19 protein-coding genes are annotated in these 24,884 nt (G+C 46.6%); 5 read left to right on the top strand and 14 right to left on the bottom strand.

The window, feature by feature from the left end; all coding sequences use genetic code 11:
• The first annotated feature begins 31 nt into the window (after positions 1 to 31).
• A complete protein-coding gene (locus AC58PV_RS30685; RefSeq protein ID WP_497436674.1) occupies positions 32 to 1,258 on the top strand; it encodes a BNR-4 repeat-containing protein in 1,227 nt (408 codons plus the stop codon).
• A gap of 307 nt (positions 1,259 to 1,565) precedes the next feature.
• Here the strand turns inward: AC58PV_RS30685 and AC58PV_RS30690 are convergent, their stop codons facing one another.
• Genes AC58PV_RS30690 through AC58PV_RS30700 form a run of 3 tightly spaced genes read right to left on the bottom strand, consistent with a single transcriptional unit; the run spans position 1,566 to position 5,123 of the window.
• The gene (locus tag AC58PV_RS30690; protein ID WP_497436676.1) at positions 1,566 to 2,435 is read right to left on the bottom strand and encodes a DUF8832 domain-containing protein; all 870 of its coding nucleotides are present in this window, start codon (positions 2,433 to 2,435) and stop codon (positions 1,566 to 1,568) included.
• Positions 2,436 to 2,448: 13 nt separating this feature from the next.
• Positions 2,449 to 4,908: a heavy metal translocating P-type ATPase gene (locus AC58PV_RS30695; protein WP_497436677.1), complete on the bottom strand. Its 2,460-nt coding sequence runs from the start codon at positions 4,906 to 4,908 to the stop codon at positions 2,449 to 2,451.
• A 14-nt stretch (positions 4,909 to 4,922) separates the two neighbouring features.
• Positions 4,923 to 5,123 carry a copper ion binding protein gene (locus tag AC58PV_RS30700; protein WP_068671155.1) on the bottom strand — a complete coding sequence of 67 codons (201 nt, stop codon included), beginning with the start codon at positions 5,121 to 5,123 and terminating at the stop codon, positions 4,923 to 4,925.
• A 268-nt stretch (positions 5,124 to 5,391) separates the two neighbouring features.
• Here AC58PV_RS30700 and AC58PV_RS30705 point away from each other — a divergent pair, with 268 nt between their 5' ends.
• A complete protein-coding gene (locus AC58PV_RS30705) occupies positions 5,392 to 5,550 on the top strand; it encodes a hypothetical protein (RefSeq protein ID WP_167355952.1) in 159 nt (52 codons plus the stop codon).
• 80 nt (positions 5,551 to 5,630) lie between these two features.
• On the opposite strand, the gene AC58PV_RS30710 is transcribed toward AC58PV_RS30705, so the two are convergent.
• From AC58PV_RS30710 to AC58PV_RS30730, 5 genes are all read right to left on the bottom strand, one after another.
• A complete protein-coding gene (locus AC58PV_RS30710; protein ID WP_056618141.1) occupies positions 5,631 to 5,954 on the bottom strand; it encodes a metal-sensitive transcriptional regulator in 324 nt (107 codons plus the stop codon).
• A 754-nt stretch (positions 5,955 to 6,708) separates the two neighbouring features.
• Positions 6,709 to 7,917 (bottom strand): MFS transporter, encoded by a 1,209-nt coding sequence (locus AC58PV_RS30715; RefSeq protein ID WP_497436679.1) that lies wholly within the window; start codon positions 7,915 to 7,917, stop codon positions 6,709 to 6,711.
• 52 nt (positions 7,918 to 7,969) lie between these two features.
• The gene (locus AC58PV_RS30720; protein WP_497436680.1) at positions 7,970 to 8,674 is read right to left on the bottom strand and encodes an SDR family oxidoreductase; all 705 of its coding nucleotides are present in this window, start codon (positions 8,672 to 8,674) and stop codon (positions 7,970 to 7,972) included.
• A 303-nt stretch (positions 8,675 to 8,977) separates the two neighbouring features.
• Positions 8,978 to 9,562 carry a TetR/AcrR family transcriptional regulator gene (locus AC58PV_RS30725; protein WP_497436681.1) on the bottom strand — a complete coding sequence of 195 codons (585 nt, stop codon included), beginning with the start codon at positions 9,560 to 9,562 and terminating at the stop codon, positions 8,978 to 8,980.
• A gap of 115 nt (positions 9,563 to 9,677) precedes the next feature.
• On the bottom strand, positions 9,678 to 9,803 hold the full coding sequence (locus tag AC58PV_RS30730) for a hypothetical protein (protein WP_497436682.1): 126 nt from the start codon (positions 9,801 to 9,803) through the stop codon (positions 9,678 to 9,680).
• Between the two features lie 183 nt (positions 9,804 to 9,986).
• On the opposite strand from AC58PV_RS30730, the gene AC58PV_RS30735 reads away from it, so the two are divergent.
• Complete coding sequence (locus AC58PV_RS30735; RefSeq protein WP_497436683.1) at positions 9,987 to 11,339, top strand: MATE family efflux transporter; 1,353 nt, start codon at positions 9,987 to 9,989, stop codon at positions 11,337 to 11,339.
• An 81-nt stretch (positions 11,340 to 11,420) separates the two neighbouring features.
• Here the strand turns inward: AC58PV_RS30735 and AC58PV_RS30740 are convergent, their stop codons facing one another.
• Genes AC58PV_RS30740 through AC58PV_RS30750 form a run of 3 tightly spaced genes read right to left on the bottom strand, consistent with a single transcriptional unit; the run spans position 11,421 to position 15,760 of the window.
• Positions 11,421 to 13,121, bottom strand: coding sequence for a collagen-like domain-containing protein (locus AC58PV_RS30740; RefSeq protein WP_497436685.1), 1,701 nt, complete (start codon positions 13,119 to 13,121; stop codon positions 11,421 to 11,423).
• 21 nt (positions 13,122 to 13,142) lie between these two features.
• Positions 13,143 to 15,542, bottom strand: coding sequence for an S-layer homology domain-containing protein (locus AC58PV_RS30745; RefSeq protein WP_497436686.1), 2,400 nt, complete (start codon positions 15,540 to 15,542; stop codon positions 13,143 to 13,145).
• 38 nt (positions 15,543 to 15,580) lie between these two features.
• Positions 15,581 to 15,760, bottom strand: a complete 180-nt coding sequence (locus AC58PV_RS30750) for a hypothetical protein (RefSeq protein WP_497436687.1) — start codon at positions 15,758 to 15,760, stop codon at positions 15,581 to 15,583.
• Between the two features lie 215 nt (positions 15,761 to 15,975).
• On the opposite strand from AC58PV_RS30750, the gene AC58PV_RS30755 reads away from it, so the two are divergent.
• Positions 15,976 to 20,457: a helix-turn-helix transcriptional regulator gene (locus AC58PV_RS30755; protein ID WP_497436688.1), complete on the top strand. Its 4,482-nt coding sequence runs from the start codon at positions 15,976 to 15,978 to the stop codon at positions 20,455 to 20,457.
• Between the two features lie 530 nt (positions 20,458 to 20,987).
• A complete protein-coding gene (locus AC58PV_RS30760; RefSeq protein WP_497436690.1) occupies positions 20,988 to 21,491 on the top strand; it encodes a C40 family peptidase in 504 nt (167 codons plus the stop codon).
• Between the two features lie 132 nt (positions 21,492 to 21,623).
• Here AC58PV_RS30760 and AC58PV_RS30765 read toward each other — a convergent pair whose 3' ends face one another.
• The 3 genes from AC58PV_RS30765 to AC58PV_RS30775 form a co-directional block, all read right to left on the bottom strand.
• Positions 21,624 to 21,986: an ArsR/SmtB family transcription factor gene (locus tag AC58PV_RS30765; protein WP_497436718.1), complete on the bottom strand. Its 363-nt coding sequence runs from the start codon at positions 21,984 to 21,986 to the stop codon at positions 21,624 to 21,626.
• A 99-nt stretch (positions 21,987 to 22,085) separates the two neighbouring features.
• Positions 22,086 to 22,970: a cation diffusion facilitator family transporter gene (locus tag AC58PV_RS30770; protein ID WP_497436691.1), complete on the bottom strand. Its 885-nt coding sequence runs from the start codon at positions 22,968 to 22,970 to the stop codon at positions 22,086 to 22,088.
• Between the two features lie 171 nt (positions 22,971 to 23,141).
• Positions 23,142 to 24,752, bottom strand: a complete 1,611-nt coding sequence (locus AC58PV_RS30775) for a helix-turn-helix domain-containing protein (protein WP_497436692.1) — start codon at positions 24,750 to 24,752, stop codon at positions 23,142 to 23,144.
• Between the last annotated feature and the right edge of the window lie 132 nt (positions 24,753 to 24,884).

Here is a 24,884-nt window from a genome sequence, read left to right on the forward strand (position 1 = left end):
CAGGGACGAAACGTATAAGAAGGAGAAATGAATGGCTATGCGAGGAGAAAATCATTCGAGTTTTACCGAAGATGGGGCGTGGTGTTTCTTCGCTGACCCACGGACCGTCCGCTATGTCGGTGAGCAGGATCGTACGTATATCGGTTGGTTAACGAAACAAGGTCACGTCATGATAGGTACCTACGATCATCGTGACGGGTCCGTCCAATCCATCCTAATAAAGCCAAGTCTACAGCAGGATGACCATGCGAATCCCTCGCTATATATCCCTGCCAATGGACGTGCCATCATCTATTACTCTGCTCATAATGGGAAGACGATGTATTACCGTCAAATGGAAACGGCAGAAGATATCACATCCTTTGGCGCTGAGCAGGAACTGCCAGAGAATACAAGCGGTATGCATGGTTATACATATCCCAATCCGATATATCTTCATCAGGAACAGCAACAGTATTTGTTCTGGCGTGGCGGCAATTTCAAACCTAATTTCAGTATCTTACCCGATGAAGAGGGGACATGGTCGGAACCCCAAACCTTAATCATGGGAGAAGGCGCCCGTCCCTACGTCAAATACGCCAGCAATGGGGAGGATACCATCTGGTTTGCTTTTACGGATGGACACCCTAATATAGAACCGCACAACAGTATCTACTGCGCTTGCATCCAAGATGGCTCTCTCCATCATGCGGATGGTTCAACGATTAAAACACTGGCTAACTTGCCTATGCTTCCTCGTGAAGCTGATGTAGTGTTCGATGGAATCCAGCATGATGCCAAGGCTTGGATCTGGGATATTGCGGTAGACGCTGACGGTCGTCCCGTCATTGTGTATGTCGTCTTTCACGCCAATACGGACCACCGCTATTGGTATAGCTATTGGAACGGCGACGCCTGGGAGAATCATGAAATCACAGCCGGCGGCTCCTGGTTCCCACAAACCGAGCAAGGCGCTGTAGAGCGAGAGCCTTTCTACTCCGGCGGTATTATCCTCGACCATGCCAACCCGGCCCATGTGTATCTGTCTCGCTCGGTCAATGGGATCTTCGAAATCGAGCATTGGGTTACGGCCGATCATGGATCAACGTGGGTATCCACTGCCGTCACCAGCGGCTCTTCGTGCAACAACGTGAGACCCGTCCTCACTAGGAGCAGCGGCCAAGATGACGCTCTCCTTCTGTGGATGCATGGGGATTACATGCATTTTACGAACTATGCGACGGCTTTGAAGATGAAGTTGGTTACGCGGACACAATAAACGAAAAGAGGCAGTTTCAATAGTCTATGTAGACTTATTGGAATGCCTCTTTTTGTTATTAAACCCCGCGATTTAACTGGATACTCTCCATCTATTTGAACCGGATAGAGCGAATTCGGATGATTAACTGTATTTCCTGAAGTTAAATTTCCCCAATTGTACCAATTTGTCAAATTCCATAGAATTTACCTGTATGTTTTCCATCTAATCACGAAAATCCCACAATTTCGAGCACATTAGCTGTAGTTTTTACATCTACATGTGATGCGGCAGTGGGACATCCCTTTATTCATGTGCTTATATGGACTTATTTCACCTCAACGACGAAAGGCACTGTAAACACTTCTCCGTTATGCTGAAACTGTCCCCACAGCTTGTAGATGCCCGCTTCTGGAAATGAGGTAGCGAACTTCGCAATAGGACCCGTCGCCTTCTCCTCAAGGGGATGTACATGAATGTACTTCTCGGCATCAGCCGACAGAATCACAACATGACCTACAGCGCCTAAGTAGGGCTGCAGATTCGTGATCTCTTTGTTCGTCCCAGCATCTCGAATTGTAAAGCTAAGCGTTACCTCTTCCTTGGCTTTCGTGCTGCTCAAGGAAAGTTCAACAGCTTTACCGCTAACCTCTTGGCGCAGCTTGGCATCGGCTTTGAGCACGGTATGTTCGGACTCTTTACCAGTGACCTTCACCCATTGACTGAGTGTGGTGCTCGTTCCGCCACTCGGAATGAAGTCAGCGATAAGCTTATAGTCACCGCCTCCGTCGAAGGTTGTGCTAATCGTAAATTTACCATTTCCTTGGTAGGCAGGATGGACATGTTGAAAAGATGAAAGACTATGATTCACTATAATCAAGTGCAGCAATTTCTCATGATTCACTTGAAAATCAGAGACGGGTTTGCCGGTATCATCCGTAATTTGGATCGTTAATTCCGACGTCTCCTTATCATTCAGACTCCCCGAGCCGAAGGTGAATGATGCTTTCAGATTCGTGGATGCCTTCGGCATTTCGCCCCCATGTCCGCTATGTTCATCGGCACTTGATGGGCTGGAGGCTGCTTCGTGACTGCCATGCTGACTCTTGCTCGAGGAGGCCTCTTTCACACTGCCGCATGCGCTCAGAAACAGTACGGCGAGCATGGCTGTGATAAGCCCTATTTTCTGAATATACACGCGCTATTCCCTCCTATATCAAGGTTAATTCCTTACGAATCTTGGCACGTTGAAGACGAAGTGCATTAAGAACAACGGAAACCGAGCTTAATGCCATGGCTAAGCCAGCAACCCAAGGCGCCAATAAGCCAAGCGCAGCAATAGGTATCCCTAACGTATTGTAACCGAGTGCCCAGACCAAGTTTTGTTTGATGTTGCGCATCGTTAAGCGGCTCATATAGATCGCATCCGGTATGCTGGCTAAATCCCCGCGCATCAGCGTCACGTCAGCAGCTTCCATGGCTACATCCGTGCCCGTTCCGATTGCCATCCCAATGTCAGCCGTCGCAAGCGCCGGTGCATCGTTAATACCATCTCCAACCATCGCTACTTTCTTTCCTTGCGCTTGAAGTTTTTTCACTTCTTCCGCTTTGCCTTCGGGTAGAACCTCCGCGAAAACATGCTCAATGCCCACTTGTGCTGCGATCGCTTTGGCCGTCCGTTCGTTATCGCCGGTGATCATGATGACCTCAATGCCCATAGCTTTCAATCGGCTAACAGCAGCATGCGACGTTTCTTTGACGGTGTCCGCAACAGCTACTATACCCCCGTACCCTTTATTAATGGCAACAAGCATAGCTGTTTTACCCGACTCCTCTAGCTGCGACATCGTGTCATAGGAATCTTTCGCCTCTACACCGAATTGCTCCATGAGTCGTCGTGTTCCAATGAGCAGCTCTTTTCCTTCTACAACAGCTTTAATGCCATACCCAGGGATGGCTTCGAAAGATTCTGTCGCTGGGAGTTCAATGCCCTTCTCCCTAACGCCTGCTACTATCGCTTCTGCGAGGGGATGCTCTGAGTTTCTCTCCGCGGCGCCTACAAGACGTAGGAATTCCGCTTGGTCACCCTCCGCGTACACATCCGTAAGCGCTGGCTTCCCTTGGGTGACTGTTCCTGTTTTATCCAAAATGATCACATCAATCTGATGCGTCTTCTCCAGATGTTCGCCACCTTTGAACAGGATGCCCAGTTCGGCCGAGCGCCCTGATCCCGCCATAATCGAAGTCGGCGTCGCTAGGCCTAGCGCACAAGGACAGGCGATCACTAAGATCGCTATGGCTTTCTCCAACGCACCTGCAAAATCGCCCGGTGTCACCACGAAATACCAGACTAGGAACGCGATGACGGAGATCCCCACTACAATAGGGACGAAAATACCCGAAATGACATCAGCCACCCGCTGGATCGGTGCTTTCGAGCCTTGCGCTTCCTCGACAACTTTAATAATTTGTGCCAGCGCCGTTTCTTTTCCAACCTTCGTTGCTTGGATGCGAAGCATGCCATTTTTATTGAGCGTTGCCCCAATGACAGCATCACCGGGCTTCTTGCCAACCGGCAGACTTTCTCCTGTGAGCATCGATTCGTCCACTGAGGAAGAGCCTTCAAGCACTTCTCCGTCTACCGGTATTTTATCTCCCGGACGAACAAGTACGATATCCCCAGTCATAACTTCGTCAATGGGTATATCGAGCTCTTGACCTTCACGAACGACCATCGCTGTCTTCACCTGCAGCCCCATCAAAGACTTAATCGCTTCCGATGTCCGTCCCTTGGCAAGCGCTTCAAACAATTTCCCCATGATGACTAACGTAATCAACACAGCGCTCGTTTCATAGTACAGAGACGGTCCATGATGCATGCCGGCGCCCCCGATAACCCAATCGATCGTCAAATACAGGCTATAGAAGTAAGCAGCCGACGTTCCCAATGAAACCAGTACATCCATGTTGGCAGAGCCATTTCGCAGCGCTTTATAAGCACCTTCATAAAATTGTCTTCCGATATAAAATTGAACCGGCGTTGCCATGACCAATTGAAACCATGGGTTCATGAACAATTCGGGTATCCAAATCCATGAAGTGAACGAGAAATGGCTGACCATCGACCACAGCAATGGCAGTGATAAGAGCGCAGATAGCAGCAGCTTGCGTTTCTGCTTACTAATCTCTTGCTGCCTATGTTCAGCGGGATCGCCTTGCTCTTGCTTAGGGACTGCTTTGTAGCCGATCTTCTCCACGCGCTTCTGCATATCCGATACCGTAAGTTCGGACGGATTGTACACGACATGGGCCGTTTCCATCGCCAAATTAACCGTAGCCTCGCTCACACCAGGCAACTTATTTAAAGTCTTCTCAATCCGCTGCGCACAGGCCGCACAAGTCATGCCTTCAAGCTGGAAATCAACTGTTTCCTTCACGGTATCGTAGCCTAGCTTCTGAATGCTTTGTTCCATCTTGACCGCATCGATGCGACCAGGGTCATAAGTTACCGTTGCTCGCTCCATCGCGAAGTTAACATTAGCTTCCGTGACCCCGTCCAGTCTGTTCAAACCCTTTTCAATGCGAGTCGCACAAGCGGCACATGTCATGCCTGTGATCTGCAGTGATGTTTGCTTCGTATTGGTATTTGTTGCAGCATCCGCAGTTGCCATGATCTACACCCCGTTTAGTTGACGTCGTAGCCTTGCTCTTCAATCGCTTCTTTAATCGCAGCTTGCGTCAGCTTATTTTCATCAAATTCCACATTCACCGTTCCGCTCGCTAAGTCCACTTTCCCTGAAGCACCAATCGTTTTCAAAGCTCCCTCAACAGAGTTCACACAGTGATTACAGGACATGCCGGCTACTTTCAAAGTTACATTTTGCATGGTTCATTCTCCTTTATATGTTAGATTTACTTCATCTTTGTAAAAGGTTACCGACTACTTCAGTAAGGCCAACTTGAAATTGTTCAACAACCTGATCTCGGTTTTAGTATACCCCCCTACCCTATATAAGTCAAGATGGAAATCGGGACTTACGAGGATGAATTTCTCCCCTTGCGCATATCCTATCCATAAAGCACCTTTGGAAATCCTGCCTAACTCGTTTAATAAGCAATAGATCCGTGTAATTAAACACAGGAGGTGTTGTACGATGAAGATCATGATCACAGCTGCGGAGGCTATGGAAAAAGGGGTATGGCTAGAGCTCCTTCGCCTATTCGGCAGAGATGCAGATGAGGATATCTGGCCTCAGCAGGAATTTATTCTTACGGAACAGCAGGCACTACATTTGAAGCTAATTAAGAAATAGACACATAGCGATTAACTCACATAGGGACTTCATCTATATGGTGAAGTCCTTTTTTATATGCGTTGGTAGAAGTTTTCAGTCTATTTCATGAGTTTATTAATCGTTGTTAATAACTCCGTTATCACTTCTTCATCGCCTTCTTGAATGCGATCAATGACACAACTTTTCATATGATGCTCAAGTAATTGCTTACTTACTCCATTCAACGCGGATTGGATCGATGAAATCTGATTAAGCACATCATCACAATACGTATCCTTTTCTATCAGCCCTTTAACCCCACGAATCTGCCCCTCAATCCGGTTCAATCTCGTGATCAGATTACTCTTGGCTTTGTCGGAATGGTGACTCTTTCGTTCACTTGAAGTTGCACACATATCGTGTGAATGGCTCTCCTCCGTCATCACAATCACCCCTTATTGATTGCATTTTATCATAGCCCCCCACCCTATGCAAACGAGAAATGCCGAAAGCAAAGGCTGAGCGAAAGTAACTATTATGTATCTACTGACTCACCACTCATCCCGTTGCCATCTATCCGTTCTCTACCTTACTGCCTATCTACTTATTACCCCATCTTTCCAGCCACTCATCTACCTATTGCACACTCTCCCCATCTATTTCACCATTCATCTGCCAACTCCCTAACTACCCATCGCATCCAGCCGTCCAACTATCTATCTACTATCTACTATCTACTATCTACTATCTACTATCTACTATCTACTATCTACTATGTTGCCCCTCATCTACCTACTCTCTATCTACCTCTCCATTCAGCCGTCCATCTACCTATTACCGATCTCCCCTCCTATCGTCCTTCCAGCACCAGCCATCCCAGTTCTCCCCCTTCCAAAAATGCAAAAAGGCACTTTTCGAATGGCCTTCCCCCTCCGTTACCGCAAATTGTTGCAAATAGGCATCAATTTAGAGGGATTTCAGGAGATTATCCTGAATTACATCAAAAAGGTTGCCTATTTGCACGCATTTACCAAAAAAGTCTCTGATTTAGCAGAAAAGGTTGTATTTTTGCACTTTTGGCAGACAGGATTGAGCATTCAATGCGAGCTGCCCACGATATACAAAATATCCCCTAGATTCCACTCCCGCCTCTTTTGGCGTGTAGAATCAAGGGGATACTACGAATTTCAAAAAAGATCATCCAATCGGCTTAGGCGTATGAGATGCTGACACGATGGCCATACGGTTTTTCAGCGAAAGGTATAAGGTAAAGAGTGCAATCAAAGCCACAACGACAGCTAGAATCCAAATTGCGTTGCTAAAGCCATATGCCGTCGATATCACCCCGCCGCCGTAGGCGCTGAGGCCTTGGAATAAATAAGCGATAACCAGTACTGCAGAGATAAACTGTACGCGATACTCCGCAGATGCGTTGATGACGACAATCCCGATTCCACCCGCAGCTGAGAAACCATAGCCAAGTCCTCCGAGGATCGACGAGATGAAAAATAGCGTAAAAGAATGCAACTCCGAAGCGGTGACCAGCATAACCACAGTCAGAATGGCGGAGACCATCCCAACCCGGATCGATGTTCTAGGCCCCAAGCGCCCAGCAATCGTTGCGCTAACCGCGCCAAGCAGATACGATATCGACAGGACTGCTCCGATAATAAGAATGTCATTCGTTCCAATGACGTCACGGGCAATTTGAGCGCCTAGCGATAAGAAGACCGCGCCGTTCGCGAAACCCGTTCCTACTGCTAGCGCAGCTAATGCATACAATCCCCATTGTCCGGGCGGAATTTGAATGCCTTGCGGCCTCCAACCCATTTTCCGGACCGCGTTATTCTGAGGAATGAAGAAGCATAGGATCAGGCTGATGACCACAATTGCAGTTAAAAACCAATAACTGAAATGCAGCGGTGAGGGGGCATATTTAATGAGAACTGCACCGATAATCGTCGCAAAAAATAGCCCGCTAGCCTGAGTAATCGTATTAATGGATCCAGGGTATTTCGAATTGGACTTCGGATTAAATTCGACAAGTGCCGCGGCTCCAGATCCTGCTGTTAATCCTACTCCGATACCTTGCAGGATGCGACCGCCAAACAGCCAAAACACATTCGGAGCTGTAGCAAAAGCTAATGCACTTATGAGTAGAAAACTAAGTCCGATGAGCAACGTGTTTCGGCGGCCAATGTAATCCGAGATATTTCCTAATAGAATAAGTACCAGAATAAGTACGATCGGATATGTTGCAAAGATGCCCGTCGTTACTGCCTTAGATAAATGCCACTCCGAAGCATAAATAGGAAAAACAATCGAAGGAGCTGTACTTGCCCACAAGCTGACGGTTAATATCCAAGCTACTGCCCAGAATGCCGCTTTCGTTGACAATGTTTTCATTCACGTTTCCTCCTTCAATCGTATTCTTGGTTCACTTAACAATAAATTCTTCTTAACCTCGAAACAATTGAGGGTACAAGCTCGCGACTCCACCTGCAAGGCCTTTCTGCACATTACGACTCGTATCGTCAGCTACGATCTCCAGGCTATCGGCCTCAATGCCATCAATAGCAATTTTGGCGATATCTGTAGGATTAACTTTTGGTGCTTGAATATTCGCAGTCATATCCGTATCCATGAACCCGACATGTAGACCGGCAACTCTAATGTTACGAGGTGCCAAATTCAACCTCAGTACGTTCGTCAATCCCCACTCTGCTGATTTAGCAGCGGTATATGCGCCAGCGTCTCCGATACTGAACCAAGACAGGGCAGAGAGTATGTTCAGAATGGTCCCTCCCCCATTTTGCTCAATAATCGGTGCGAATCTACGGACCATAGCGAGTGTACCGAATACATGCGTGTCGAATTCAAGTTGAATGGTATCCCAGTCACCTTCAAGCAACGAAGCACCTGTTGATGAACCTGCGTTATTGATCAACACCGTTACATCCTTGGCCACTTCTCCAGCCGCGGCTACCGATTGTGGATCCGTGATATCTAATTGGAGCGGAATGGCTCCGGGAATATTAACCGTTTCTGGGTTTCTAGCACCTGCATACACTTTAACCCCTCTTGCAATCAATTCAATTGTCAAATGACGGCCAAGACCTCTGTTCGCTCCAGTAACTAATGCAACTTGATTTGTCATATTCATCGTAAAATCTCCTCTGCTTATTTATTTTATTTAAAGAATGACCATTCTTAAAAGATCGAAAAAAAAATGCCTATTTGCCAGTATTAAATTTCTTTTAGCATTCGCCATTAACAAGCGCGCTCCATCTCTCTACGTCTTACAGCATACATCATTCAAGAATGATCAGTCAATAACTATTTTAACCAATCCCCTATTCCTACTAATATCCCATTCGTATTACCGCACTAAACTCAGAGAAAACAAGTATTATATAAGAATGTTCATTCTTAAAATTTTAAATAATCACGGCGACTACGTCCGCTCTTACACTAAAATCGACATAGCCACCGCTGCTGCATCCTCTAACATTTTACGATCTGTTGCTGTTTTGGCCATAACGTGAAGACCATGCCTTGTGTTTACGAGAAACCGCGCAAGCTCTCGAATCCCAAATTTACTCTTGAGCGCCCCTTTTTGTTGTGCGCGTATCAAGAAATGATAGAACGTCGTCTCCAAATCGAGTGTATGAGCTTCCACACGCAGTGATATTACAGGGTCCTTGCTAGCAATGTCCATAGCTGTGTTAGCTACAAAACATCCGCGGCGCTGATGCTCATCGCTTAATGAAACATCGATCAGCTTCGTAAAGAAGCGCTGCAAAATCTCTTTGGGTTCGCCTTCCTCTTCCAAAATGTAGTACACGCGTTCCTTTGCAACCATTCGGAAACGATCCAAGCAGGTTAAAAATAATTTGTGCTTATCCCCGAACGTATCGTATAAACTTCCACGATGAACACCTGTATGCTCAACCAAATCTTGAATCGATGTTCGTTCGTATCCTTTCTCCCAGAACACCTCTAAAGCTTTATCTAGCGCTGCCTCTTGGTCGAACTCCCTAGGTCTCGCCATTCCTCTCACCTGCCTTCTTTGCTTATCTTACACGTTTAAGAATGACCAGTCAAGAATGAATGAATTCAATAATAGGACAACACCCAGCACAGGCCGTTTCGATCGGTAACAATGGCTAGTAATCGTTGAATGGCGCTTCATACATGTCTACGGCCGATCCACTCGCTCCCGTTGCACCTGCTGTTCCTCTTGCACCTGTTGGGCCAGTTGCACCTTTATTCACATTTTCAATTCCAGTCATGTGAATAGTCTTTTCTAGTTTCATTTCCTGGTTTATATCAAAAGATCCTCAGACTGGGACTACCTTATCCACCAAACCATAAAGTTTATATTCAGTTTAAAATGGCCCAGTATATTGTACCTAGTGATCCGACTTCGCGGTATTTGAAGACAAAATTGAAGATTGAAGAAAGTGGTGAACGCTATGGATGCAGAAAACCTCCATTATTTCGAAAAAGCACCAATCTATAAAGCTATCGCTCATTTCGCCGTTCCTATGATGCTCGGCATGTCGATGAGCGTTATTTACTCCATTCTTAACGCATATTTCCTAGGTACTCTACACAATACTGAAATGCTAACGGCACTAGCGCTTACCCTGCCACTGTTCGCTGGTATTATGGCAATGGGTAATCTAATCGGCATGGGTGCAGGTACATTCATTTCAAGATTATTAGGCGAGAAAAGATATGATGAGGTAAAGCATGTATCCTCCTTCGGCTTCTACGCAAGTCTTGTGCTCGGTGTATTGCTGATGATTGTGGGACTCCCCTTCATTGACCAGATTGTTCATGGACTTGGAGCAACGGCCAGTTCCTTTGCATTCACGAAGGATTATGTCACAATCATGCTCATTGGCTCGCCGTTTGTCGTCTTATTCTTCGCCCTGGAGAACATTGTCCGCGCCGAAGGATCCGCTATCACCTCTATGATCGGGATGATTCTTAGCGTTATCGTCAATATTATTCTTGATGCACTCGTTATCTTTGTCTTACACGGCGGTGTGATGGGTGTAGCAATAGCAACTGTCATTTCCAACGTGGCAGCAAGCATCTTCTTCGCTATCTATATAGGTAGAAAAAGTGAATTCCTTAGCATATCGTTAAAATGGTTCAAAGTATCGCAAGAGATCTTGAGTAACGTCTTCAAAATTGGTGTACCTGTCTTTATTATGAGCATATTTCTAGGTGCCATGAGTCTAATCTTCAACCACTACCTTATTGAATATGGTGATCATGCCGTTGCCGGATTTGGCATTTCATCACGACTCTTGCAATTCCCTGAATTTATTCTGATGGGGCTATGTGAAGGGGTTGTACCGCTCATTGCTTTTTGCTTCACCGCCAATAAGCTGCGGATGAAGAAAACGATCAGCTTTACGATCAAAATGGTCGCCACAATGGCTGCCGTATTTGGTGTTATCGTGTATCTAACTTCGGATCACTTGATTGGCTTCTTCACGAATGACCCGCAATTGATTGAACTAGGCAGTTATATCCTGCACGTCACATTCTTGTCATTGTTCATTTCAGGGACGACCACGCTTTTCACAGGAATTTTTCAAGCGACGGGTCAAGGAAAAGCTGCTTTCGCCATGGCAATTGTGCAGGGTGTAACGCTAATCCCTGTCTTGTATCTCGCTAATCGCTTAAACGGCTTCCATGGTGTCGTTTGGTCGCTCGTCATCGCGGATGCGGTTGCCTTCCTCGTCGGGGCGGTCATGCTCTATGCGCTGCGAAATAAACTGCAGCCGGATTTAGAGCAATTGGTGCATTAGTTATGTTTAAAAGAGATATAAGCCATGCGCGGGAAATCTACGCATGGCTTTCATTACTTTTAAGACAACCTCTCTTCTTCACTATCGCAAAAACATATTCTCAGGCAAAGACACCACCGTTTTAATTTCATAACCTGGTTTGCCGCTTTGAGCTACCACGGTACTTGTAGTCGCACCATAACCACCGTTCCCTCCGCTTGCTCCACCGCCGCCTCCGCTAATGATGGTTGCCGACGCACCCGCAGTAGCTCCGTATGCCCCGCCGTTAACCTGTACAGTGCCTGTGATTATTGCTACGCTCGACGAAATCAGGTGCACGATTCCTCCACCTCCACCTCCGCCGCCGCCTTCGGAGTTGCCGCCATTGCCGTCAAATCCAGCACTGCCGTTGCCTCCGTTCGCTTGGACGGTTCCTGCAATGGTCAAGTTTCCTTTCGCACCAAGAACGATGATACCGCCTGCGCCTCCACCGCCTCCTGGAATGCCTTGGCCTGACGTATTCGGATTTACTCCACTAGCCCCATTTGCCCGAATTGCCGCGGCATTCGTTATAGTCAGATTTTCTTTCGCAATCATCACAATAGATCCGCCACCTTCTCCGCCAGTTGCCGCACCGTCACGGCTGCCGGCACCTCCGGCTGTTGCCTCAGGCAGCGTTTTACGAGAAGCAGTAATGTAAGAGACTGCTACACCGCCAATGCCTTGCCCTGCCGCTGCTAAAGATATGCCGGGATGCGGACTATTCGGATTTGAATTCATGGCTCCCGTCATCACCTGAACACTTCCCGAAACATGAATGCTCCCTGTTGCGCGAAAAATGATGCCGCTAGGAGCGATCAATGTGCCTGCAATCGTAATGTTAGTGAATTGCAGATTTCCGCCATAGTGCGGGCTTGCCGAAGTCATGGAGGTCAAATCCAGGGTTTGACCTGACGGAACATTTAAATCTCCGGCCGAGCCGTCTCCGTAGATGCCACTATCTCCAGATGGCCCCTGTGCTCCAACCGCCCCCGCAACTCCTTGGACGCCTTGAATACCTTGAGGACCTACTGCTCCAGCAAGACCTTGTTCACCAATATCACCCTTATCACCCTTATCTCCCTTTACTCCTTGCGGGCCCGCCGGTCCCACTAAGCCTTGCTCACCGGTATCACCTTTATCTCCTTTGACACCTTGTGCTCCTGCTGACCCCGTTGCGCCTGCTTGCCCCTGTTCACCAGTATCACCTTTATCTCCCTTTACTCCTTGCGGGCCCGCCGGTCCCACTAAGCCTTGCTCACCGTTTTCGCCTTTGTCTCCTTTATCTCCTTTGACACCTTGTGCTCCTGCTGACCCTGCTGCGCCTGCTTGCCCCTGTTCACCAGTATCTCCCTTATCTCCCTTTACTCCTTGCGGGCCTGCCGGTCCCACTAAGCCTTGCTCACCGGTTTCGCCTTTGTCTCCTTTGACTCCCTGTGCACCTGCTAACCCCGTTGCGCCTGCTTGCCCCTGTTCACCAGTATCACCCTTATCTCCTTTTACTCCTTGCGAGCCTGCAACTCCAGCCAGACCCTGCTCTCCCTGCGGACCTACTGGCCCCTGATCCCCCTTCAGATTAAGCGTGTACAGAGTTTGGTTCGCCTCACAACTGCTGCCTGGCGCCAGCAATTTGATCTGCCCGTTGCTGCTGACACAAATTTGAATGGCATCCAACAGCATGGAATTCGCCCATACCCCTTGGAACTGTGTGCTTAGTAATAAGAAACTCACCGCGACGGCGATTTTGCCTTTTAACGATTTCATTGATACTGCTCCTCTCACAACTTACTGAATAAACCTGACAAGCTTCAGCATTCGCTCCAGCATGGCCACTGTCTCTGCCCGTGTCGATAAACTCGTCGGACGGAACTTGCCGCCCCCGTCAATAATTCCCATTTCAGAAGCCCGATGCACGGCTTGCAGCGCCCATTCGGCAATCGCTCCCTCATCGGTTATGACAGAGGTACGAGCTTTACCTTCCGGCTTCGCCTCCGTGTATATCATAGCGCCGATAACCATTTGAACTAGTTCTTCCCTAGTAACAGATCGATCGGGACGGAATGTTCCGTCTTCATAGCCAGTAACAAGTCCCGCCCGGTAAGCCGTATTCACTGCTTGCTCATACCATCCTCCAGCAATGTCTGTAAATGGGCTATTCTCTTCACTTGGTGTAAGGCCCAACGATCTGATCAGCAGTGCTGCAACTTCTGCGCGCGTGACCGCCTCATCCGGTGCAAAAGCATCTTTGCTGCGCCCCTCAATAATTAGCTTGGAGGCGAGCAGCTCAATAGGCGTCTTCCCCCAATGATTCTGCACATCGCCAAAAGTAACCGGCCGGTCGATCACTGTATAAACACTCGCCCCCTGCCGCTTCATGACAGCGATCCATTGTCCGTTTGTCTTTTCAAAATAGGTCGGCACATAATGAAACTCATTCGTTTCCCGAACCCACCACACACCAGTCGCCGTTGCTGGCACTGTATTTCCCGGAAGAGAAAGCGTACGTGTCACATAACGATTAAATGTGCTGATAAACGTGCTCTTGCTATTCTCGCCTGTGACTTGAATTTCAAAGGTCATGGGAAGTACCAGCATCTTCGCGCCCATCCGTTCCGCAGTCCGTTTGACAGCCGCTTTCATGGCATCGTCAGGTGCTCGAACAATAAAATGAAAAAGAACATCATTTTCCAGCATGTTAAACTTCTCGCTGTAGGCTTTCGCCGAAAGTTCGGCGATTGGAATCGACATTGTAGCTCCACCAGTTTGCAGTACCAGCACCGTCTCCGGATTCAACTTCCTGATCTCGCCAATGCTAGCTCCAGATATACGAATCTCCCCGCCATCAGCCGGCATATTGAGCGGCACGATACCTTCCTTAATAGCCGCCAGCGTAACATGCTGCGAAACCGCGGCTCCCTTATCCGTCACTACTTCAACCTTGATAATCCCATCAGGCAGGGTTGGCGTAACCGGTGGGAACACCCCCGATTTGCCCGGCTCTGCAGACGAATCAGGATCAACAACTGGCACCGTTACCACAATCTCCGCATCCTTCGATAGACTTCCATAAGTCGCCGTTAGCACTGTCTGACCGGCTTTTAACCCGCGTACAATCCCACCGATATCTACGGCGGCAATGGATCCATCGGCCACCCGGTAAGCGGCATACTGCGTCACACTACTGTTGGACTGATCACTCCAGAGCGCGTTCAGCCCTACCGGCACTTGTTGTCCTATATTCATCGAATAGGAAGCCTGATTGAAACTGAGCGCAACCATTTCGTTGGATATAACACTTTGGGTAAAAGCCACATACACACTTGACGTCACCGTTACCCCATTTAGGCTGGCCGAAACGGTAGCGCCACCCTCTGCACTTGGTGCTCGCAATACAGCCTGATACGTACCGTAACTTTCATAGGTAAAAGAGAGCGATACCGGCAGCGGCGTATCATTCGGCGTTCCTGATGGAATCGCTCCCGCTTCCCAGTTGAGCTGCGGCTGATGCAGAATGCCTGCGTCCCCAGTTAGACTACCTAATCGTCCATAAACCGCCGATACCACGCTCGCCTCATAACGACCGTATGTGACGTGCGTTACACTGCCGAGCTCGCCGCCTGTCGTAAATAGTTGCAGCCCCTCCGCCGGTTCGGAGATGTCGTTGCCGTATGCATCTTTCAATTGCAGTGAAATAATCGTCTGGCTGCTGCCGTCCGCTGGTAAGCTTTGGCGGCTAGCTGTCATCATGGAGTACGCCGGTGAAGGCGCTCCCGGTTGAACATACACCCGCGCCAGATCCGTGACCATCTCACCGGCCACTTCTGCGCTGATATAGCTGACCCCTGCGGTTGTCGGAGCGATCAACAATGCGGTATAGCTGCCGCTACCTTCTGCCTCAGGTGTTCCCGCCCATGTACCAAGTGTCGCATGCATACGAATTTGGTCCAGCGGCAAGTCAACGGCATGGCCGTCCTGATCTCTAACTACAAGGAGCACTTCTACCACGCTTGTCCCATTTGCCGGAACGGCAGATTTATCCGTGTAAAGTGTCCCTTTGAGCTCCGTCCATGAGAACGCGTAGGTAGACATGGCCGGCAGTAGTAGGCCTGCGACCAGCATAATTACCCCCAGACCGAGCGTGAGTTTGCACCACGATTGCATATTTAGGTATCTGCGCAATCTCATAAATTCCCCTCTCTTAAGTAAGCAAATAATGAATGATTTTATATAATATCTACAAATGAATCGTACACGGCTACCAGTAAAGCAAGTACCGTAAAAATAATGAAGTACCACTTGGTTACCCGAAGAGACAGCGTCCCCCACCCTTGCCACCATGCAGTTGCATATATCACAACACCAATCAAGAAAACACCCAGAAACACAGTGATAAAGTCCATCATACTGAAATCGCCCCCCATATTTTGTTATCTACTATAGATCAAAAAAATGCGATATCCCATACCACCAAAGTGGTATTTCGCCGTAACTACTCCGATTTTTCTACATATTTCTTCAAAAAATAGTCTGAATCCATTTTCCCGTCTGTAACGAGAACAATTCTTCCAGTACAATAAGAAATAACCGATAATCTATGAAACTACAGAGGTGTTCAGAAATGGAAGTCAACCAACCTATCGCGAGTCCTATCGGTAATCCCCATAAAATTGGAAGTTCTCCTGATTTACCGAATTCTGAAATAGGTATAACACTTAGAACCTATATAGATGAACGAGTAGGAATAAAGCTGGATGACTTTCTCCCAATTGCTAGATCCATCGCCGCTTGTGTGGGCGATCTTCATCAGCAGCACATGATTCATCTAGACCTAAGGCCGGAGAAAATCGGTATGCATCCCAATGGAGAACCCTATTTACTCGATATGGGCTACGCTGTTCATCGCTCGAACGAAGGTTATGCTGGTACATCTGGCATCGGCATCTCCGAATCAGCTCTGCCCTACTGCTCCCCAGAGAATACAGGCAGAATGCACAGACTGGTAGATGAACGAAGTGATCTGTATGCGATCGGTGTGATCTTTTATGAAATGCTGGCCAATCAGTTGCCTTATCAAGCCGACAATCCGCTGGAATGGGTATACCTGCATTTGACACAAAGCCCGCCATCTTTGACGAACCTATCAGTAACACTGCCCGACGGTCTGGAAGCTATCATTATGAAGCTATTGGAAAAGAATCCGGATAAACGTTACCGAAGCGCCGGGCTTCTGCTCGCAGATTTGGATAAAATAGGTGTTTCCCATGATGCACTCTTCTTCGAGAAGGGGTTTCATGGCAGGGAGAATGAAATTAACCTATTGACGCAAGCTTTTTACTCCGTTTGCCTAGGATCGACGGAAATCGTTTATGTTTCAGGTGAAGCAGGTATTGGCAAAACAAGCCTCATCGATGAGATGCTCCGGAAACAACAGCACGATCGGGATTTCTTCTACATCACAGGAAAGTTCGAGCAACTTTCGAAAGAAAGCCCTTATCATCCGATCATTCAAGCATTTCGCGGATTCATGCGGCATCTGTTGGGGCAGCGAAAAGAACAGGCAGAACGATGGAAACAAAAGCTGCAAGCAGCTCTGGGATCCAACGCTAACATCATTACAGATATCATCCCTGAGACTGGGCTGCTCTTAGGTGGTCGTACATCTCCTGTGGAGGAGCTTCAAGCACACGAATCGAAGAAACGGTTCCTCTATGTTTTCCGCAAGTTTGTCCAATCGTTGGCTTCCAAAGAGCATCCTCTCGTTTTGTTTATTGATGACTTGCAATGGGCAGATACTTCCTCACTTCAGCTCATTCACTCCTTGCTGTCTGACCCTGAATGTCAATATTTCATGATTATTTGCGCTTATCGTCATTCAGAAACGGATCGAAATAAGCTACCCGGATATGAAAACGACGGAAGTTTAATTGAACATACAAATGTTCGTCATATTCATTTATCACAGTTAGACCTACAACAAATGAACTTGATCGCGATGGAGACGCTTAGCAGCTCCGCCGAAACTACAGGGTCATTAACGGAACTCCTGTACCACCAGTCGAACGGAAATCCGTTTCATTTCAAACAAATATTGCGCCGCTTACAAGATGATCGCATTCTTGTATACAACCATGACAACCGATGCTGGCAGTGGAATTTAGGGCAAATTCTCGAGCAGGACTCCCGCTACACGATCCATGATTTGATGGAGCACAAATTACGTCGTCTTTCGAGTGAAGCCAAGGAGATGCTCCGAATCGCGGCTTGTGCAGGAAGCACTTTTCATACCCGTCTGATAGCTCGCGTGGCAGAGCCAACTAGTGATAATGCATTCGCAATATGGTCCACCATTGAAGCCGAAGGCATGATTGCAAAGGTTGAAGATGGCGTCTATAGGTTTGTTCACGATAGTGTACAAAAATTAATTTACAGTGGGATGGACGATACGAGGAAACAGGATATTCATCTCCGGATTGGCCGTTGCTTAAGCAGTCATGAAGGCGGATACGGGGAGAGCGTTTATGACGCTGTCAACCATCTGAATCGGGGTGCAAAACGAATATCGGAGGAGGATGATCAAGAAGTTTTGCAACTCGTAAAGCTGAATTTGGATGCAGGAAACCGCGCCAAATCATCCACCGCTTACGATATTGCCTTAGGGTATTTCAGAAAGGGTACGGGATTACTGTCCGAGAAATTTTGGGAGTGCGAATTTGAACTCTTCTTCGAATTATATGCTCAAAAAGCGGAATGCGAGTATTTGTGCGGCAATTACAAAGATTCCGAAAGGGAAATCGACCTCTTGCTCGAACGAGCGCGGAATCCGCTTGAGCGGAGCAGAGTACAAATGATTCGTATTATGCAATACATTAATCAAGGCAGATACCTGGAAAGCACGGTGCTTGGTCTCGATAGCCTGAAAGAACATCATATTTACATTTCGCCTAATCCGAGTAAAGTAATGCTTATGCTGGAGGGAATGCGGATTGATTCCATGCTGGGCAAACATGATCGCAGACTTGCTTATTTAGAAGAAATGTCCGACCCCTCTGCAATTGGTGCGATGAATCTCATTTTTGCCATGATTCCTTCCACCTTTTTCACCAACAAAAATGTTTTCTTCCTGCTGATGTGCAGAGCAATTCAACTGTCGCTTAAATTTGGAAACACGCCTGTTTCGGCTGCTGTCTATTCCGCAATCGGTATGCTTCTCGGTATTGCTATGGGGAAATTTGAGAAGGGATACGCCATTGCCAAAATCGGTGTCGAGTTGTCTGAACGCTACAATGTCACTTCCATCAAAAGTAACGCGTACACCATGTTCGGCAGCGTACTCTGCCAATTTGCTGGAAGTGCCCGTGAGGGAGACGCATATTTGGTGAAGGCCATTCGCTTCGGTATGGATACGGGCAATTTCGTGTTTGCAAGCTATGCTATGGGCGGTCATGTGAACTCGTTGTACACAAGAACATCGTTAAGTGAATTAGCAAGAACGATTGCCGACTATATGGCCGATCTGGATACAACGAATGATGAATTTGTAAGACAAAACTTTTACCTGTATCAACAAGTGATTCTCGCTCTGCAAAGCAAGACAGATGCGCCAGATTCGTTCAACAGTCCTGGGTTCGACGAAGCACAATTTATTGAACGCATCCGCAGAGAAGAGACATCAGCTACAACGTTATTCCAGTTCCGCACATACAAAACGCAGCTTTATTATCTTCTCGGCAGGTATGAAGACGCCATCCACTGGGCCGATCAAGCCATGGTCTATACGGCTTATGCCACACATTTACCGCATTTACCTGAATGCTTATTCTATGAGACGCTTGCTTTATTCGCTGCTCAACCGAAATCGAACACCTATGGGAAAAGAAGGAAACAAAACTTACTTCGCTTCCACAAATGGGCCGTATCGAGCCCAGTGAATTATCGATCCAGATTCATTCTACTGCAAGCTGAAGATGCGTCTAACTCCGGCGATTTCGACAAGGCTGAGGCATTGTACGATAAAGCCATCCGTGAGGCGCGGGAGCAAAACGATATCCATGTGATTAGTCTTGCAAGTGAACGCGCTGCTGCTCACTATTTGAAACGATTGAAGAAAAAGACAGCCTGCTATTATGTGCAATTGTCAATTGAAAGTTATAAACAATGGGAAGTTCATTTGAAAACAACACAATTAGAGGATCTCCTTTTGAACGTGCAGTCTCAGGAAGAATATGCCGATCAAGCCCCTGATCAAAGCACACTTGTCTCCCCGGCCAGACGTAATGCAGAATCAACATCAGAGACTTTGGATACCCACAGCGTCATCCATACAGTTGAGAGCGTCGATCTCGCAGCGATCTTGAAAACGACTCAAGCGATAAACAACCAAATGGACATAGGCACAGTTCTTGCAGAAATTATGAACACCATGATGAAGCATGCTGGCGCAAGTAAAGGTGCCCTACTTACGGACAATGACGATACGTTGTACATACAGGCCTATGCCCATGCGGAAGCACCTGTCGTTCATTTCCCGATGGAAATGAACGATAGCGCCATTTTGCCTGAAGGCCTCATCCGATATGTGTTTCGTACAAAGGAAACCATCCATTACACCGGAGAAACAGAAAGCTGGCTGATTCATAATCCCTATATAGCGAAGCATCTGCCTCAATCGGCACTCTGTATGCCCGTAGCCGTCCATGGAACAATGCTTGGCGTTCTATATCTCGAAAACAAACTGGCCAATGATGTGTTCTCGCCTGATCGTATGGCTGTTCTCCTGGCTATGGCCTCACATGGCATCTTTATGTGTGTGTTGCACAACATGCCAGATCTGCCGCCTGCAGAGTCGGCCGCAGATGGGGAAATACTGCCATCGCCTAGCACGATGGAAGAACCACTCACAGACCGCGAGCTCGAGGTGCTTGCCTTGTTAGCAGCCGGATTGTCCAACAAGGAAATTGCCGACCATCTCATCATTGCCGTGGGTACCGTGAAGGTCCATGTGAAAAACATTTTCGCCAAACTGAAAGTGAACCGACGCATCAACGCAATCACCCAAGCGAAGCAGCTTAAACTAATTAATGAGCATACGCGCCATCCGTGATTTGAATTACTTTTATTAATGAAAACAGGGAGCATGAACATAATCATAACCACTCTCATGATCACGGCAATTCAAACCAATTATTGAAACTGCTCGTTGTCTCCTTTCTTATTTATGCCGCGGCATTTATTTTTGACCATCCATTAAGCGATGCTCTGCAAATTGGTATGTATGTTGTGGCTATCATATTAAGCGGATACTCTACGTTTATCAAAGGGCTCAAGAACCTATGGCTATCTTGTCTGATATGGGCGTTACGATCTTTGTTTCACTTGTCAGTTTAACCGTATTGATACAGAAGAAATCATAAAAAAAAGCGGAGATTGTTTAACCAATCTTCGCTTTTTCGTTCATCTAAGCTAGTCAAGAATAATTTTCAAAGGAAATTCTCATGGTTTTCTAATAAAGCGGGCTCGTCCCCTCCAAAACCACGGTTTTCTTCGCTTCTAGCAAATTATAGGAGACTCTTCGTCTGCTATACTAGGCTTAGCTAAGAAAACAGCGCTCACAAACAGAGGAGGACAACAACTATGAAATTACAACATAAATGGAGCAAACGCTTGGCAATTATGACAATTGGAGCAACCCTGGCGATCTCAGGAGGGGTAATCAGTAGTCCAAAGCCTACTCAAGCTGCTACTGCAACAATAACCTCGACGACGAAAGCTGATAGTATTATTTCTTTAGGGAAAAGATATCTAGGCACACCTTATAAATTCGGTGCGAAAGTTGGACAAACGCGCAATTTCGACTGCTCGACATTAACGAAATACATTTTCGGGAAATACGGAATAAGCCTGCCGCGGACAGCTGCTCAGCAATCGAAAGTCGGTAGTTATGTTTCGAAAAAAAATTGGAAGAAAGGCGACCTGCTATTCTTCTCCGTCCCTGGCAGACCAGGAGTTGGTCATGTAGGCGTTTACCTTGGAAATAACAAAATGTTAAACACGTATGGTGCTGGCGGTGTGAAAATCACTACGATTAATTCCTACTGGAATTCTCACTACATGACAGCACGACGCGTGATTAAATAGCCAAAATAATAATTTTTATCACTGAACAGTTAACGAACTATTGATCTCTTTGAGATTAGTAGTTCGTTTGTTTACATATATAATTACAGCTTTTATCCTACGATAGCCCACTTTTTCATCTAAAAATTCCCCTTAATCATGTTTCATGTGTTGCAGCATCTGCAAGAAAATTTGCTCGATATGTTCATCATCTAATGTGTAATAGACGGTTTTCCCTACTTTACGACGTTTAACAATTCGAAAATTGCGTAAATATCGCAACTGATGAGAAATCGCAGACTGACCCATTTCTAGGACCTGAACAATGTCGTGAACACACAGTTCTTTATTTAACAAGGTATGAATGATCTTCAATCTTGTAGGATCTCCAAGTGCCTTGAATACCTCGGCAACCCCAGTAACCGTTTGCTCCGATATCAGTTGTTCTTTTAATAGATCGATATTTGAAGTCCCATTACAAGTATCCTCACAAAGATCTTGCACAGGTTTTGGCATCATTTCTTCCATAATCGCTCTCACTTTCTGATCATAAAACTTACGATTTACTCTTATTATAACAGAAAATGAGGGGATTACTCTGTAAATCCTACTACATTAAGATCTACTTTTAACCGGCTCATAATGGACATGCACGTCAATCACTTCGGAAGATTTCTTCAGTTCATTCTCTACATTCGTTGCAATCTCATGTGCTTCATGAAATTCCAGTTCTCCTTTAATCGATAAAACAACATCAACAACTGTATTACTGCCATAATTTCTTGCCCGCAGCTCCTTAACAAGCTCAACGCCATCAACCATTTGAACCGTATCTTTATAAGCTTGCAGGGCTTTCTCATCATACCCATCAGACAAGTGGTGGGAAGCTTCACGGAAGATGTCCCAGGCAGTCTTGCAAATCACTAATCCAACAACTATAGCCGTCACAGGGTCCAGCCATGGCAATTGAAACTGTGAACCTATGATGCCAACTACCGTTCCTAAACCAACCAAAACATCAGACAAATTATCCTTAGCCGCCGCCATTACGGCTTGACTATTTATCTTCTTGGCAAGATTCCTATTGTGCCGGTATACGAGAAACATAATCATTGCACAGAATAGACCTGTCCAAACAGAAATTAGGTCTGGTGATTGCTCATTCATTCTGAAGATCGACATGATAGCCGTAAATAAAACTTCTAGTCCAACAGCCATCATGATAAAAGAAGCCACTAATGAGGCTATTGTCTCCGATTTCCAGTGTCCATATGGATGATCCTCATCCGCGGGTCTCTGAGCTAACCTCAATCCTATTAGAACAGCAATTGATGCTACGATATCCGTTGCATTATTTAGACCATCGGCACTTAAAGCTTCTGATCCTGATAATTTCCCTACGATTAGTTTAAGCAGCGAAAGACATATATAAGCAATAATGCTGATAATAGCTCCACGTTCACCCATTTTTAAATTTTCAAATCGCTGGTGCTGCTCCATCGTTTCCTATACTCCCTTCAACTTCGAGTGCTTGTTAATCGTAACAGCCGATGTGGAAGTGGGTCTAGAGAAACGTTTTTTCATGCGGATTACAAATTGGTACGAACCAAACATGTTTGCGCTAGGTCAACAAGATTGCCAAATACCACAATTAAGGTTTGATGTAACAGGCTACTTGGGCCCTATAATGCGCGGCAATAAAGGGAGAAGTCGATCCATCGTTATCGGATCATCGAAATTCCATTTTCCATCCAAGATATGAACATGCTCTTCCCCTAACGCTACCCAAGAGGGATGATTCGTTACATGCTGTGCCTTAAGTTTGGAACGCTCATACTCATCCACGAGCAGAAACAGATGATCAGCTTCGTAAGCCTGAATATTCTCAGGTTCAATTGCAAAAAACGGAATACGCCTAGCAATCAGGTCTTTCACTGGGTCAGAAGGCTCGAAAGCTAGAGGATGGTATAGGGTAAGTGCTACACCTCTCATTCCCATGACATAGATAACACCATCATTCACGACGAAAATGGTAGCTTGCTTCCTTCTATCCATAGGATACGTAAACAGCCGCTTCCACATCTCATTCGATCTCATCTTATGGCCCTCCACCCAATTCCGAGCCTGGTTGGTCTTACGGAATAGATCTGCTACCCTTATAAGCCGATCATAGGTATGCTCGAATCGATCAATGGCTACGATTGGAGAAATATTAGTCAGCTTATCTATCCAATCCATTCGGAAACCACTATATACAATGAGATCGGGATTCAGCGCTTTCACTTTACCAGGTTCACCTAAGAGCCCGACGTCTGCTATGTTGTTCAATTCCTCCCGATACACTACTTTTCTGCCAACCACCGTCATATCCGCACCAATCGGCTTGATGCCAAGAGCCAATAAATCCCCAAGTACAGCCCCCACTGCCACAACTCTTGTAAAAGGACTCGAACTACGCTCGTTTGTACTCAGTTTGTCATTTTTTGTACGAACATATTGTTTGGGCGTCATCCCCGTCTCATGCCGGAACTTGCGTGAGAAATAATATTCGTCCTTAAAACCGACTCGGCGGGCAATTTCACGCAACGGGTCATCCGTTTGGAGAAGAAGTTCCTTGGCCCTATTGATCCGTACTTCAGTCAAGTATTCAAGTGGTTTTTTGCCGATCAACGACTGAAACAAATCACTGTATTTCCAGCGGCCAACACCTGACATCCGCGATAGCATTTCAACCGTAATTTCATCCCGGTAATTGTGATTGAGATAATCTATCGTCTGTTGAACAGCTGATGTAGCATCTGTGAAAGCGTGCATCGTTTGGGCATTTTCCATAAGGAGTACAAGAAGTTCTTGCAGATGAATCTGCTGCTTACAACGTTCTACGAACTCATGTTTCAAAGCATCGCTAGCTCTATGAGCAACCTGTTCAAGCAGATCAACCAGCCGCGATAACGGCATGACATCGATCTTCGTCTCATACGGAATGCAAGGTCCAATGTCAATCGACGGTTCTTTTCCCCCTATGCCATAGGCATGAAATCGAACCATATATACAGCTCCAAGCAGCTCACTTCCGCCGCCAATCTCTATTTCAGCCTTGTCCCCTGGGGCAAGTAAAATACAGGATCCTTGATCTGCATACAAAATATGCCCGGCCAAACGAAGATTCCCTCCTGTTCGAGCAAAGCAAATAATCCGATGCCCCGTGCTATCCGTGGGAATGACCACCTTGGTGGACATCAAGTCTATGACTTTAACCTCTAATATATCGTATATATACATGGCAAGGTCCCCCCTTTTCCGTCCATGCCTGCTAGTATGTAGGGATAGCCAAGCTCTATTTTGTCCAATAAAAAAACAGGTATTTCTCCATTGTTAATTGTAGCAAAAAAAAATACTATTATCGAGTATGAT

This window comes from Paenibacillus sp. J22FR83, from assembly GCF_059691955.1.